Origin of the sequence: Lentzea sp. NPDC059081 (genome assembly GCF_042738015.1) — a bacterium.
In the GTDB taxonomy this organism is placed as follows: domain Bacteria; phylum Actinomycetota; class Actinomycetes; order Mycobacteriales; family Pseudonocardiaceae; genus Lentzea.
On the sequence record NZ_JBHYGW010000047.1, the window covers coordinates 1 to 12,669 of the forward strand.

A 12,669-nucleotide genomic window follows, 5' to 3' on the forward strand; every position below is an offset into this window, starting at 1 on the left:
ACTTGACCCCACCCCTCGCGCGCGGCTAAACGCCGGCACTGCTCGTGACGGGACCACCCCACCAGCCAGGTATGGAAAAAGCGGCTCGGCTTCGCCGTCGCGTCGGCTCGCCTTCGGCCTCGCGGCTGAGGGGCGGCTCGTCTTCGGCCTCGCGGTCGCCTCCGCGTCCGCTCTCGCTTCGGCTTCGCCGGAATGTCAGACCCGCTGAGTACGTTGGGTCGCGGGGGACCTGAGTCCAAGGGGGACCCTTGCGTGAGCCTGCGTCACGGCCGGGCCTGCGCCCTGCCGCGCCCGTCCAGCGTCGCTCCGCGCTTCGCGTCGAGCCCGTCTGCGGTGTGAGAGGCGTCTCAGCCCTCGTCGATCACGTCCGGGTCCAGGCCCAGGTAGTTCGCCACCTGCTCCACCAGGACGTCGTGCACCAGGTCCGCGAGGTCCGCGCCGTCCTTCGCGCGGGCTTCCAGTGGGCGGCGGTAGAGAACGATTCGGGAACGGTGGTCGTCGCCTGCCGGGAGCAGGCGGGCCAGGGGGACGTTGCCGTCCTCGACCACGCCGTCCTCGCCTTCGACCTGCACGTCCGGGACGTCGTCCACGGCCACGTCGAGTTGCGTGAGCTCGGTTCGCCAGCGGGCTTCGATGGGCTCCAGTGCCTCGATGACCAGGGCGTCGAAGCGTTCTGCCCGCGAGCGGGCGGCGGGGAGGGTGGCCGGGTAGAGCGGGCCGCGCAGCCCTCGGCCGTGTCGGTCGCGGTTGCGTCGACGCGGCGAGTCCTGCCGCCGTGAACCCCTTGCCATCACCACAACAGAGCAGCCTAGTTGCTGCCTCCGGCGACTAAACACAGCGTGCCTCACACACAGCCTCGCGTGGACGCGCTATCGTCCCCGATCGTGCGGAGCGTGAGACGGTGCTCGCGAACCGGGTGTGCTAACCCGGCTGTCGCCACGCTCACCTACGCCTATGCGGACTCCACCGCAGTCGTCGGACCGCTTGCCACGTACTCCGAACCGCACAGCTACGACCTGTGCGAGGAGCACGCGCTGCGGCTCACGGCGCCGCGTGGTTGGGAGGTCGTGAGGCACCAGGGTGAGTTCGCGGCGCCCGAGCCGACTGTGGATGACCTGACGGCGTTGGCCGAGGCGGTGAGGGAGGCTGGGCGTGCCGATGTGAGCCCCAAGCTGCCCGACGTGCCCGCCGGGACCCAGCGGCGCGGTCACCTGCGCGTATTGCCCGATCCGCACGAGGACTGACTGACCACACGCACCTCTGATCCGCTCGCCGGTAGGCTGCCTGACCAGTGGCCGTCAAGAGCGAGTTTCGGGAGTGTGCGGCGTGCGTGACCTGTCCGGCATCGTCAAGGCGTACGACATCCGTGGGGTGGTCGGCGAGCAGCTGGACGCCGGCGTAGTGCGCGACTTCGGCGCGGCTTTCGCGCGGCTGGTCGGTGGACCGGCGATCGTGATCGGTCACGACATGCGCGACTCGTCGCCCGAGCTCTCCAGGGCCTTCGCCGCTGGTGCGCAGGCGCAGGGCGTCAACGTGATCAGCATCGGCCTGGCCAGCACGGACATGCTCTACTTCGCGTCCGGCAAGCTCGACCTGCCGGGTGCCATGTTCACCGCGAGCCACAACCCGGCGAAGTACAACGGCATCAAGATGTGCCGCGCTGGTGCCTCGCCGGTCGGCCAGGACACCGGTCTCTCGCAGATCCGCCAGGACGCCGAGGACCAGGTCCCCGACGCCGAGGGCGTGGAGCCGGGCACGTTCGAGGAGCGGAACATGCTCGTCGACTACGCGGCCTACCTCAACGAGCTGGTCGACCTGAAGACCATCCGTCCACTCAAGATCGTGGTGGACGCGGGCAACGGCATGGGCGGCTACACGGTGCCGCAGGTCTTCGAGGGCCTGCCCATCGAGGTGATCCCCATGTACTTCGAGCTCGACGGCAGCTTCCCCAACCACGAGGCGAACCCGCTCGACCCGAAGAACATCGTCGACCTCCAGGAGCGCACCAAGGCCGAAGGCGCGGACGCGGGTGTCGCGTTCGACGGCGACGCCGACCGCTGCTTCGTCGTCGACGAGAACGGCGACCCGGTCAGCCCGTCCGCGATCACCGCGCTGGTCGCCGTGCGCGAGCTCGGCAAGGACCCCGGCGGCACGATCATCCACAACCTGATCACGTCGCACGCGGTGCCGGAGATCGTGCAGGAGCACGGCGGCAAGCCCGTGCGCACGCGCGTCGGCCACTCGTTCATCAAGGAGGAGATGGCCAGGACCGGCGCCATCTTCGGTGGCGAGCACTCCGCGCACTACTACTTCCGCGACTTCTGGCGTGCCGACACCGGCATGCTGGCCGCGCTGCACGTGCTGGCCGCGCTCGGTGAGCAGGACGGGCCGCTGTCGGCCCTGACCTCGGTCTACAACCGCTACGCCGCCTCCGGTGAGATCAACTCCGTCGTCGAGGACCAGGCAGGCCGGATCGCCGCGATCAAGGACGCCTACGGCTCGAAGGACGGCGTCACGATCGACGAGCTGGACGGTCTCACCGTGCAGCTGGCGGACGGCGCGTGGTTCAACCTGCGGGCCTCGAACACCGAGCCGCTGCTGCGCCTGAACGTCGAAGCCGCCACGCCCGAGGCCGTCGCCGCGCTCAGCGACGAGGTCCTCGCGATCGTGCGGGCCTGAGGAGAGAACGTGGCCGTCAAGCTCGAAGAGCAGTTGCTGGAGATCCTCGCCTGTCCGTGCCCCGAGCACGCGCCGCTGCGGGTGGGGACGCCGACCGATCCGGAGGCGGACTTCCTCACGTGCACGGCGTGCGGCCGTTCGTTCCCGGTGCGCGACGGCATCCCGGTGCTGCTGCTGGACGAGGCGGTCGAGCCGCCCTCGGCTGGGTGACCACGGTGCTCGACGACACGCTGCTCGACGACTCGAGCCGCCTCGCCGACACCGACAACGGTGGCTGGCTGCGCGCTGCCGCACGGGCGGGAGCCCAGGTCCGCGCCACCGTCGAGGCCGCGGCCGAGGCGGGGGTCGAGCGGATCTTCAGCGAACGCCCGCGCGCGGTCGTGCTGGTCACCCGGCCCGGCCACGCGGTGGCGGTCGCGGGCGTCGTCATGGCGTTGCTCGGTCCGGGGTGCGCGGTGCCGGTCGTGGTGTCCGACGAGGTGCCGCCCTGGGTGGGCGCGCTCGACGTGGTGCTCGCCCACACCGAGGACCCCGGTGACCGGGTGCTCGCCGAGTCGATCGACCGCGCGGTGCGCAGGGGCGCGAGGACGTTGCTGACGGCGCCGGACTCCGGTCCGATCGCCGCGGCCGCGGCCGGCCGGGCCGTGCTGCTGCCGCCGCGCATCGACGTGCCGCCCGGCTTCAGCTTCCACCGCGCGCTCGCCGCGTGGATCACGGTGCTGAACGCGCTGGGCCTGCTCAAGGCCGACGTGGAGCTGATCGCGGACGAGCTCGACCGCGAGGCCGAGCGCGACCACCCGATGCACGAGTCGTTCGTGAACCCGGCGAAGTCGCTCGCGTTGCGCGTCGCCGACCGCACGCCGCTGCTGTGGGGCCTCGACGAGGTCGCGACGTCCGTCGCTGTGCACGGCGCGAACGCGCTGGCGGCGTTCGCGGGAGTCGCGTGCGACGTCGCCGGGTATCCCCAGGCACTCACCCGCCCGGTCCTGCACCGCCGCGCGGTGCAGGGCACCTCCGGCGCCGATCTCTTCGCCGACCCGGACGACGAGCCGGGCAGCGGGCTCGTGCGCGTGCTGCTGCTGGCCGTGCGCCAGGGCCCCGTGGCCGAGTCGATGAGGCGCGCCGCCGAGGACGCACTGCCCGGAGCGGACGTGCTGGAGCCGGCCGTCGAGGTGGCGGGAGGCGACGCGGTCAGCGCCGCACTGCTCGCGCTGCGCTTCGAACTGGCCGCGCTGTACCTCGGGCTCGCCGCCGGATCTCTCGGCGGCAACCCGTACTGATTTGGGAGCTGAGACGAGAAGTGGACCTGCTGCACAACGCGGTGAGGCCGTACGCGTGGGGATCACGCACGGCCATCGCAGAGCTGCTCGGGAAGGAGGTGCCCGCACCCCATCCCGAGGCAGAGCTGTGGATGGGCGCCCACCCCGGCGACCCGTCCCGCGTGACCGGCGCGGACGGCGTCCAGCGCTCGTTGCTCGACCTGCTGACCGCGGACCCCGCCGGCCAGCTCGGCACCCGCGTGGCCGACCGGTGGGGCAGCAGGCTCCCGTTCCTGCTCAAGGTCCTCGCCGCCGACGAGGCGCTGAGCCTGCAGGCGCACCCGTCGGCGGCCCAGGCGGCGGAGGGCTTCGCGGCCGAGGAGAAGCGCGCGGTCCCGCTCGACGCCGCGGTGCGCAACTACAAGGACCCGGCCGCCAAGCCCGAACTGATCTGCGCGTTGACCGAGTTCCACGCCCTCGCCGGTTTCCGGGCCCCTGACCGCACGGTCTCGTTCCTGCACACGCTCGACGCGCCCGCGCTCTCCCCGTACACCGAGATGCTGGTCGCCCAGCCCGACTCGTCGGGCCTGCGCGCGCTGTTCACGATGCTGATCACGCTGCCGCAGACGTCGCTCTCGGTGCTGTTGCCGCAGGTCCTCGACGCGTGCGTGCTGCACGTGAAGGAGCACGGCGAGTTCGACCTGGAGTGCCGCACGATCCTGGAGCTGGGCGAGTCCTACCCCGGCGACGCGGGCGTGCTGGCGGCGTTGCTGCTCAACCGCATCGTGCTGCAGCCCGGCGAGGCGATCCACCTGCCCGCCGGCAACCTGCACGCGTACCTGCGCGGCACGGGCATCGAGATCCTGGCCAACTCGGACAACGTCCTGCGCTGCGGCCTGACGCCCAAGCACGTCGACGTGCCCGAGCTGCTGCGCGTGCTGGACTTCTCGTGCGGCGACATGGAGGTCATGCACGGCGAGGAGGTCCAGCCGGGCGTCCACCTCTACCGCACGCCCGCGCCGGAGTTCGAGCTGTCGAGGCTGGACATCGGCGCGGAGACCAGGATCGACCACGACGGTCCGCAAATCATGATTTGCACGGACGGCTCCGCGGTACTCACCAACGCGCGCGGAGACGAGTTGCGCCTGGGTCGCGGGCAGGCGGTGTGGCTGCCGGCCTCGGACCCGGCGGTGCTGGTCCGACCGGATGGTGTTGAATCCGCTCAACTTTTCCGCGCGACGGCCGGGACCGACTAAGGTCCCGTCCGGACAAACCGGACTAGTTCAGCCAGGACTGGGTGCAGCGAGGAGACAGGCGTGTCAGCAGGGGGCGGAACCAAGGCCATCATCGCGGCGCTACTGGCGAACGCCGGTATCGCGGTGGCCAAGTTCGTCGGATTCTTGATCACCGGTTCGTCGTCGATGCTCGCCGAGTCGGTGCACTCGCTCGCCGACACGTCGAACCAGGGCCTGCTGCTGCTCGGCCAGAAGACGGCCCAGCGCAAGGCGAACAGGCTGCACCCGTTCGGCTACGGCCGCGACCGCTACTTCTGGTCGTTCGTCGTGGCACTGATGCTCTTCAGCCTCGGCTCGGTGTTCGCGCTGTACGAGGGCATCCACAAGCTGCAGCACCCGGAGCCGCTGACGAGCCCGATCGTCGCCGTCGCGATCCTGGTGGTCGCCATCGGCCTCGAGTCCTACAGCTTCATGACCGCCATCAAGGAGTCGAGGCTGATCAAGGGCGACGCCACCTGGTGGGGCTTCATCCGCAACTCGCGCACGCCGGAGCTGCCGGTCGTGCTGCTGGAGGACGCGGGTGCGTTGATCGGTCTGGTGCTGGCGCTGCTGGGTGTCGGGCTGTCCACCGTCACCGGCAACCCGGTCTTCGACGCCCTCGGCACCGTCGCCATCGGGTTGTTGCTCGGGGTCATCGCGATCATCCTGATCATCGAGATGAAGTCCCTGCTGATCGGTGAGGGTGCTTCGGATGCCGATCTCGACGTGATCTGCGATGAGCTGGCTGCGGGGAAGGTGCAGCGGGTCATCCACATCAAGACGCAGTACATCGGGCCGGAGGAGCTGCTGGTCGCGGCGAAGATCGCGCTGGAGCCGCGGTTGCCGTTGGACGAGGTGGCTCAGGCGATCAACGATGCGGAGCAGCGGGTTCGGAACAAGGTGCCGCATGCTCGGTTGATCTACTTGGAGCCGGATTTGGATCGGTCCACGGTTGCCAGTGCTTGATCTTTTTTGCGTTGGAGCCGCCTCGGGGTTGCCCGGGGCGGCTTTTTCGTTTGTTTGGGGTGCGTGGGTTCCAGCGTTGTTCAGCTGAGCGGGTTCCGTGTCTGTTCCAGCGTGGTCGCCTTTGTGGTCTGGTGCCTGTTCCAGCGTGGGCGTGCACCTCGGACGAAGACCTGGGTTCATCGCCGCTCCGCGACGATCCGCGATTGGGGCTTGACTTCGGGGCCCTTGCGAGGCGCTGGTTCGGCCGGAAAAGGCCGGATGCTCCGCAACCGGCCGATCCACAAGGGGTAGCACCTCGCACCCAAAGTCAAGCCCCAATCGCCTAACCACGAGTGGGTGCACCGCTACCCATCGGCGCAAGGGCCTGCACGGCTCGCCTTCGGCATCGCTTGGGCGCCTCGGCTTCGCCGTTGGCGGTGCGTGGGTTGTCCCTCACCTGGGCGTCGCACATCACGTTTCGAGACAAAACACCGGACAAGCCCTGGTCCGGAGCTATAGCGATCTCACCTGCTGGATACCTCTAGGGTGGGCCGAATCGGTTTCCATCAAGGAGGAATGCACCGTGCCGGGGAACGGGTTGTGGCGCACCAAGTCGATCGAGCAGTCCATCGCGGACACGGACGAGCCGGACACCAAGCTCCGCAAGGACCTGACGGCGTGGGACCTCACGGTCTTCGGGGTTGCCGTGGTCATCGGTGCCGGCATCTTCACCCTCACGGCCAGTACGGCGGGCAACATCGCCGGGCCGTCGGTGTCGTTGAGCTTCGTGCTCGCGGCGATCGCCTGTGCGCTGGCGGCGTTGTGTTATGCCGAGTTCGCCTCGACGGTGCCGGTCGCGGGTAGTGCCTACACGTTCTCCTACGCGACGTTCGGCGAGTTCGCCGCGTGGATCATCGGGTGGGACCTGGTGCTGGAGTTCGCGGTCGGGTCGGCCGCGGTGGCCAAGGGGTGGTCCGCCTACCTGCAGACCACGTTGGGGTTGCTGGGTCTCGACGTGAAGACCGAGGTGGGGGACGGCTTCAAGTTCGACTGGGGTGCCGTGCTGCTCGTCGCGGTGATCACCACGTTGCTGATCGTGGGCACGAAGCTGAGCTCGCGGGTCAGTGCTGTCATCACGGCCATCAAGGTCGCGGTGGTGCTGCTGGTGATCGTGCTCGGCATCTCCTACATCAAGGCCGAGAACTACCGCCCGTTCATCCCGCCCGCCGCCGAGGGCGGGCCCGCTGCCCACACCGGGATCGAGCAGTCGCTGTTCTCGTTGATCACCGGGTACTCGGGCAGCACCTACGGCGTGCTCGGCATGCTGGCGGCGGCGAGCATCGTGTTCTTCGCGTTCATCGGGTTCGACGTCGTGGCGACCACGGCGGAGGAGACCAAGAACCCGCAGAAGGCCGTGCCGCGCGGCATCCTCGGGTCGCTGGCGATCGTCACGGTGCTGTACGTGGCCGTCACGCTGGTGATCACGGGCATGGTGCCCTACAAGAAGCTCGCGACCCAGCCGGACGGTACGCGTGCGACGCTCGCCAGTGCGTTCGCGGACAACGGGGTCGACTGGGCCGCCACGGTGATCTCCGTCGGGGCGCTCGCCGGTCTGACGACCGTCGTCATGGTGCTGATGCTCGGTCAGAGCCGGGTGTTGTTCGCGATGTCGCGCGACGGGTTGCTGCCGCGTGGGCTGGCGAAGACCGGGAGCCACGGCACGCCGACGCGCATCACGATCATCATCGGTGTGCTGGTCGCGGTGGCGGCGGGCTTCTTCCCCGCCGGCAAGCTGGAGGAGATGGTGAACGTCGGCACGTTGTTCGCGTTCATCCTCGTCTCGGCGGGTGTGATGGTGCTGCGCAAGACGCGTCCCGACCTGTCGCGCGGGTTCCGCGTGCCGCTCGTGCCGTTGGTGCCGATCCTCGCGATCGTCGCGTGCCTGTGGCTGATGCTGAACCTGACCGCGCTCACGTGGGTCCGGTTCCTCATCTGGATGGCGGTCGGCGTGGTCGTCTACTTCGCCTACAGCCGCCGGAACTCCGTGCTGGCGAAGACCGGCCAGAGCGACGTCCGTTCCGAACCGGTGGTCAAGCACGGCGAAGAGCCGGGCATCTGACACGACACCAACTAACCTGCCGACCATGGGAAACGCGCGGTGGCTCTCCGAGGAGGAGGGGAACGCCTGGCACCACTTCGTCCAGGCGTACCACCTCCTCGAGAGACAGATCGAACAGCAGCTGCAACGCGACGCGGGACTTTCGCACGCGCAGTACAACGTGTTGGTCGTGCTGTCCGAAGAACCGCGCAACCGCATGAGGATGACGGAGCTCGCCCGGCGCGTCGTCGTGTCGAAGAGCTCGTTGACCTACCAGATCGGCAAGCTGGAGAAGGCGGGACTCGTGCGGCGTGAACCGCACGAGTCCGACGAGCGCGGGATCCTCGCCGTGCTCACCGACGCGGGCAAGGTGTTGTTGCGCACCACCGCACCCGGTCACGTCCTCACGGTTCGGGAGTACCTGATCGACCTGTTCACGTCGGAACAGCTCGTGCAGCTCGGCGAGTTCATGAAGCTCGTGCACGAGAAGGCGGACGACTAAAGAGTCAGCAGGCCGCGTTCGTCGAGCCAGTCGGCCACGTCGTCGGCGGTGCGGGCGGTCACGTCGAACTCGAAGACGGGCAGGATCGACCTCCCGGCCAGCTCACGAAGTTGAGCGGCTTCAGCCGTTCCTCCAGCCAGCCGAAGTCGAACCGGCGTCCCCGCCTGGCCTGGTAGGCGATCGTGGACAGGTGGAACCGGTCGACGATCCACGAGTAGTAGCGCTGCAGCTCGAACATCCGCACCCACGTCTCGTAGGTCTCGATCGCGTGCGCCGTCTCCTCCGGCGCGAAGTCGATCAGCCCGCGGCCCCACGGCTCGTTGGTGAAGCCGCTCCACTCGGCCGAGATCAACGGAGAGTGGTAGCGGTACCTGCGGTGGCCGACGAGGCGCGGGTGTTCGTTGAGCGCGTAGGCCAGGTCCGTCTTGCCGGTCAGGCGCGTCCCTTCGAGGATCACCTTGGGCGTGAGCTTCATGGTGGTTAGCTTGCCTCGTGATCCTGTGCCTCGACGTCGGTTCCACCTGGACCAAGGCCGCTCTGGTGACCCCGGAGGGCGAGCTGGTCCGCACCGGGCAGCACCCCACCACGCCTCCCGAGGTGTTGCGGGGCATCGACGCGCTGCGCGAGGAGGTCGGGGACGGCGAGGTCCTGGCGTGCTCGTCGGCGGGCGGTGGGCTGCGGCTCGCGGTCGTCGGGCAGGAACGGGTCGTCAGCGCCGAGGCCGGGTACCGGGTCGCGCTGTCGGCAGGGGCGAAGATCGTCCACGTCAGCGCGGGGCCGGTCGACGTGAAGGCTCTCCGTGCGACGGCACCGGATCTGGTCCTGCTCGTCGGCGGCACGGACGGCGGCGACCGGTCCGTCCTGCTGCACAACGCCGCGAAGCTCGCGCGGGTGGCCGTGCCGATCGTGCTGGCGGGCAACGTCGAGGCGCAGCCGGAAGCGGTGGAGCTGCTGGCGAAACGGACCGTGGTGGCGTGCCCGAACGTGCTGCCGGACGTCGGTCAGCTCGCCCCGGAACCCGCGCGCAAGGCGATCCGCGCGGCGTTCCTGGAGCACGTGATCGGCGGCAAGGGGCTCTCGCGCGGGCCGCGGTTCCGGCAGCTCGTGCGGGCCGTGACACCGGACGCCGTGCTGGCCGGGGTGTCCCGGCTCGCGGCGCAGGACCGGGAAGGCGCTGTGCTGGTGGTGGACGTCGGTGGTGCCACGACGGACGTCTACTCGGCGGTGTCCACCGTGGACAGTGAAGGTCTGGAGAGGACGGTCGCGCTGCCACCCGACCGTCGCACGGTCGAAGGCGATCTCGGCATGCGCTGGTCGGCTCCGGGCGTCGTCAAGGAAGCACTCGCGGAACGGCTGACGACCGAGGACCTCGCGGAGGAAGCACGACTGCGGGCCGAGAACGTCGGCTGGCTGCCGGACGACCCGGCCGTCGACGTGAAGCTGGCGTCGTTCGCGGCGATCCTGGCAGTGCGCAGGCATCTGCGGCAGGTCGACGGCCAGCTCGGACCGCACGGCGCGGGTCTGCTGGTGTTGTCGGGCGGGGTTTTCCGGCACACGCCGGACATCGCGCCGGTCGTGGAGGCGCTGCGGAGCGACCCGGTGCTGCGACCGGTGCTGCGGACCGCGGAGATCACCGTCGACCGCGACTACGTGCTGGCGCCGGTGGGCCTGCTCGCCGAGTCGGGGCGGCTCGAGGCCGCCGACCGGCTGGCGAAGCGGCTGGCGTGACCGCGATCACGTGGTGCAACCGGCGTCCGGTGGCGTCGGTTGGGAACAAATGTGAAGCGAACTATGGCATCGGCCGCTGTCATCGCGGCCTCTGTGGGGATCCTGCTCGGGAGTGCCGGCACCGCGTCCGCTCAGGACCCGTGGGGCAAGTACCCGACGAAGGCGAAGTGCGACCAGGTCGGCAAGCAGGTGACCGACCAGTACGGCGGCATCTGGACCTGTTCTGACCGGGGCAGCGCGGTTCCGGCCTCGCAGCGCTGGTGGCTCTACGTCATCTAGCCCAGAAGGGGTTCGGTGCGGAAAGCTGGCCGGGCGGTCACTCCTCGTCGTCGATGAACTCGAGGAGGTCGCCCGGCTGGCACTCCAGCACCCGGCACATCGCTTCGAGCGTGCTGAACCGCACGGCCTTCGCCCGCCCGTTCTTCAGCACCGCGACGTTGGCCGGCGTCAGCCCGACCTTCTCCGCGAACTCGCCGACGCTCATCTTGCGCTTGGCCAGCTCGACGTCGATCCGCACGACGATCGCCATCAGATCACCGACTCCATGTCGGCGCGCAGCGACGTGGCGCGTTGAAGCAGCGCCCGCATGACGACCAGCACGAGCCCGACCACGGACACCCCTGTCGTGAACACGAAGAACAACACCAGCACTCCGGGGTCGTCGGCGTTGAAGCCGAGCCAGATGAACACCGCCACCAGCACGACCCACGCGGCCGCGATGGCCCACACCATCACGTCGACCCACTTGGTCGCGGACTCCGTGAAGATCAGATCCTTGCGCACCAGCGTGAGCAGCTTCCACGTGGCCACGACCACCACCTGGACGCACACCACCCAGAAGATCGCCACGATCATCGTGAGCAGGTGCTCGGTGGCGTGCTCGGGGTGCTGCTCGACCATGTACCGGTACGAGCCGGGGAGCGACAACGTCTCCAGGACGACGAGGATCCCGAACAGCGCGACCAGGAAGACCCGGAGCGCCGTCACCGCCCAACGTTCAGCAATCATGCATCGAGTATCGGCAGCGATCTATCGAAAGTCAATCGGTAGTGATCGTGTCGCGACAGGTAACTAGAGTGGCGGCCGTGGGACTGCGTGAGCGGAAGAAGACCGAGACCCGAGCGGCACTGGCGGCCGCCGCACTGCGCCTCGCCCTGGCGAAGGGCGTCGACGAGGTGCGGGTCGACGAGATCGCCGAGGCGGCCAACGTCTCCCCGCGCACCTACAACAACTACTTCCCGAGCCGCGAGCACGCGATCGTCGCGGGCATCACGGCCTCGCGCGCTCTTCAGGTGGCCGACGAGCTGCGCGCACGTCCCGCCGGCGAGCCGCTGGTCGACTCGATCATCGCCGCGTTCGCCGAGCAGTACCGCGAACCGCCGTCGGAGGCCCAGGCGCTGATCACCTCGACGCCGTCGTTGCGCGAGGCCTACCTCGACTCGGTGGCGTCGATGGAACCCCCGATCGCGGAGGTGATCGCCGACCGCCTCGGCACGTCGGAGCTGGGCGCGTCCGTGCTGGCCGCCGCTGTCTCCGCCGCCGCACGGATCGCCGTGCAGCGCTGGGTGGACGTCCGCCCGTCCGGCCTCGTCGTGGTGGGGACCGCGTCCGTCGAGGACCACCTGCGCGAGGCGATCGGCCACCTCGCGCCGGCTCTCAGGTGAGCTCGTCCTTCAGCACGCACATCAGCAGGGAGTCGTGCCACTCGCCGTCGCGGAAGAATGACTGCCGCAGCCGCCCGTCGACCTGGAAGCCGACCTTCTCGTAGGACCGGATGGCGCGGGTGTTGGCCTCGACGACCCCGAGTTCGATCGAGTGCAGCCGCATGGTGTCGAACCCGTACCGGCAGACCGTGCGCAGCGCGTCCGTGCCGTAACCGCCGCCCCAGAAGTCCTTCTCGCCGAGGTAGATGTCGACCTCGGCGCGCGCGTTGACCGGGTCCGCGTCCCGCAGCGCGACGACGCCGATGGCCTTGCGCTCCTCCAGCGTCTCGATGCAGAAGGTGACCTTGTCGTGCGCGTTCTCCTGCCGGTCGGCGAGCCGCTTCCGCAGTGACGCCAACGACTCGTGGAAGTAGGCCTGCAACCAGCGCATGACCTCCTCGTCGTTGTGCCAGCGGTAGAACGCTTCGGCGTCCTCCGGCTCGACGGGCCGCAGTCGGACGAGATCCCCGGTCAGCATGAT

At 69.2% G+C, this 12,669-nt stretch carries 16 protein-coding genes; 11 read left to right on the forward strand and 5 right to left on the reverse strand.

From position 1 onward, the window contains the following. Nucleotides 1–347: 347 nt before the first annotated feature. Complete coding sequence (locus tag ACFWV3_RS43740) at nucleotides 348–791, reverse strand: metallopeptidase family protein (RefSeq protein ID WP_382419909.1); 444 nt, start codon at nucleotides 789–791, stop codon at nucleotides 348–350. 93 nt (nucleotides 792–884) lie between these two features. Here ACFWV3_RS43740 and ACFWV3_RS43745 point away from each other — a divergent pair, with 93 nt between their 5' ends. From ACFWV3_RS43745 to ACFWV3_RS43780, 8 genes are all read left to right on the forward strand, one after another. After that, on the forward strand, nucleotides 885–1,244 hold the full coding sequence (locus ACFWV3_RS43745; RefSeq protein WP_382419911.1) for a DUF3499 domain-containing protein: 360 nt from the start codon (nucleotides 885–887) through the stop codon (nucleotides 1,242–1,244). Nucleotides 1,245–1,326: 82 nt separating this feature from the next. Beyond that, nucleotides 1,327–2,679 carry a phosphomannomutase/phosphoglucomutase gene (locus ACFWV3_RS43750; RefSeq protein ID WP_382419913.1) on the forward strand — a complete coding sequence of 451 codons (1,353 nt, stop codon included), beginning with the start codon at nucleotides 1,327–1,329 and terminating at the stop codon, nucleotides 2,677–2,679. Nucleotides 2,680–2,688: 9 nt separating this feature from the next. Beyond that, nucleotides 2,689–2,889 (forward strand): Trm112 family protein, encoded by a 201-nt coding sequence (locus ACFWV3_RS43755; RefSeq protein WP_382419915.1) that lies wholly within the window; start codon nucleotides 2,689–2,691, stop codon nucleotides 2,887–2,889. A gap of 5 nt (nucleotides 2,890–2,894) precedes the next feature. Further along, nucleotides 2,895–3,959 carry a hypothetical protein gene (locus ACFWV3_RS43760; protein ID WP_382419983.1) on the forward strand — a complete coding sequence of 355 codons (1,065 nt, stop codon included), beginning with the start codon at nucleotides 2,895–2,897 and terminating at the stop codon, nucleotides 3,957–3,959. Nucleotides 3,960–3,979: 20 nt separating this feature from the next. Then, on the forward strand, nucleotides 3,980–5,194 hold the full coding sequence (manA, locus tag ACFWV3_RS43765) for a mannose-6-phosphate isomerase, class I (protein WP_382419917.1): 1,215 nt from the start codon (nucleotides 3,980–3,982) through the stop codon (nucleotides 5,192–5,194). Between the two features lie 60 nt (nucleotides 5,195–5,254). Further along, on the forward strand, nucleotides 5,255–6,178 hold the full coding sequence (locus ACFWV3_RS43770; RefSeq protein ID WP_382419919.1) for a cation diffusion facilitator family transporter: 924 nt from the start codon (nucleotides 5,255–5,257) through the stop codon (nucleotides 6,176–6,178). Between the two features lie 562 nt (nucleotides 6,179–6,740). Continuing rightward, entirely contained in the window at nucleotides 6,741–8,276 is a 1,536-nt protein-coding gene (locus ACFWV3_RS43775) for an amino acid permease (protein ID WP_382419921.1), read from the forward strand. 25 nt (nucleotides 8,277–8,301) lie between these two features. Beyond that, the gene (locus tag ACFWV3_RS43780) at nucleotides 8,302–8,757 is read left to right on the forward strand and encodes a MarR family winged helix-turn-helix transcriptional regulator (protein ID WP_382419923.1); all 456 of its coding nucleotides are present in this window, start codon (nucleotides 8,302–8,304) and stop codon (nucleotides 8,755–8,757) included. A gap of 58 nt (nucleotides 8,758–8,815) precedes the next feature. Here ACFWV3_RS43780 and ACFWV3_RS43785 read toward each other — a convergent pair whose 3' ends face one another. After that, nucleotides 8,816–9,232: a hypothetical protein gene (locus ACFWV3_RS43785; RefSeq protein ID WP_382419925.1), complete on the reverse strand. Its 417-nt coding sequence runs from the start codon at nucleotides 9,230–9,232 to the stop codon at nucleotides 8,816–8,818. A gap of 17 nt (nucleotides 9,233–9,249) precedes the next feature. On the opposite strand from ACFWV3_RS43785, the gene ACFWV3_RS43790 reads away from it, so the two are divergent. Next, complete coding sequence (locus ACFWV3_RS43790) at nucleotides 9,250–10,485, forward strand: glutamate mutase L (RefSeq protein ID WP_382419927.1); 1,236 nt, start codon at nucleotides 9,250–9,252, stop codon at nucleotides 10,483–10,485. Between the two features lie 63 nt (nucleotides 10,486–10,548). Next, nucleotides 10,549–10,764 carry a hypothetical protein gene (locus tag ACFWV3_RS43795; RefSeq protein WP_382419929.1) on the forward strand — a complete coding sequence of 72 codons (216 nt, stop codon included), beginning with the start codon at nucleotides 10,549–10,551 and terminating at the stop codon, nucleotides 10,762–10,764. Nucleotides 10,765–10,801: 37 nt separating this feature from the next. Here ACFWV3_RS43795 and ACFWV3_RS43800 read toward each other — a convergent pair whose 3' ends face one another. Together ACFWV3_RS43800 and ACFWV3_RS43805 are read right to left on the reverse strand one after the other, a co-directional pair. Further along, entirely contained in the window at nucleotides 10,802–11,014 is a 213-nt protein-coding gene (locus ACFWV3_RS43800; RefSeq protein ID WP_382419931.1) for a helix-turn-helix domain-containing protein, read from the reverse strand. After that, nucleotides 11,014–11,493, reverse strand: a complete 480-nt coding sequence (locus ACFWV3_RS43805; RefSeq protein ID WP_382419933.1) for a DUF2975 domain-containing protein — start codon at nucleotides 11,491–11,493, stop codon at nucleotides 11,014–11,016. Before ACFWV3_RS43805 ends, ACFWV3_RS43800 begins: the two co-directional genes overlap by 1 nt. A gap of 77 nt (nucleotides 11,494–11,570) precedes the next feature. Between ACFWV3_RS43805 and ACFWV3_RS43810 the strand changes: the two genes are divergently transcribed. After that, complete coding sequence (locus tag ACFWV3_RS43810; RefSeq protein WP_382419935.1) at nucleotides 11,571–12,149, forward strand: TetR/AcrR family transcriptional regulator; 579 nt, start codon at nucleotides 11,571–11,573, stop codon at nucleotides 12,147–12,149. Here ACFWV3_RS43810 and ACFWV3_RS43815 read toward each other — a convergent pair. Beyond that, a complete protein-coding gene (locus ACFWV3_RS43815; RefSeq protein ID WP_382419937.1) occupies nucleotides 12,142–12,666 on the reverse strand; it encodes a GNAT family N-acetyltransferase in 525 nt (174 codons plus the stop codon). The genes ACFWV3_RS43810 and ACFWV3_RS43815 overlap by 8 nt on opposite strands. Nucleotides 12,667–12,669 lie beyond the last annotated feature (3 nt).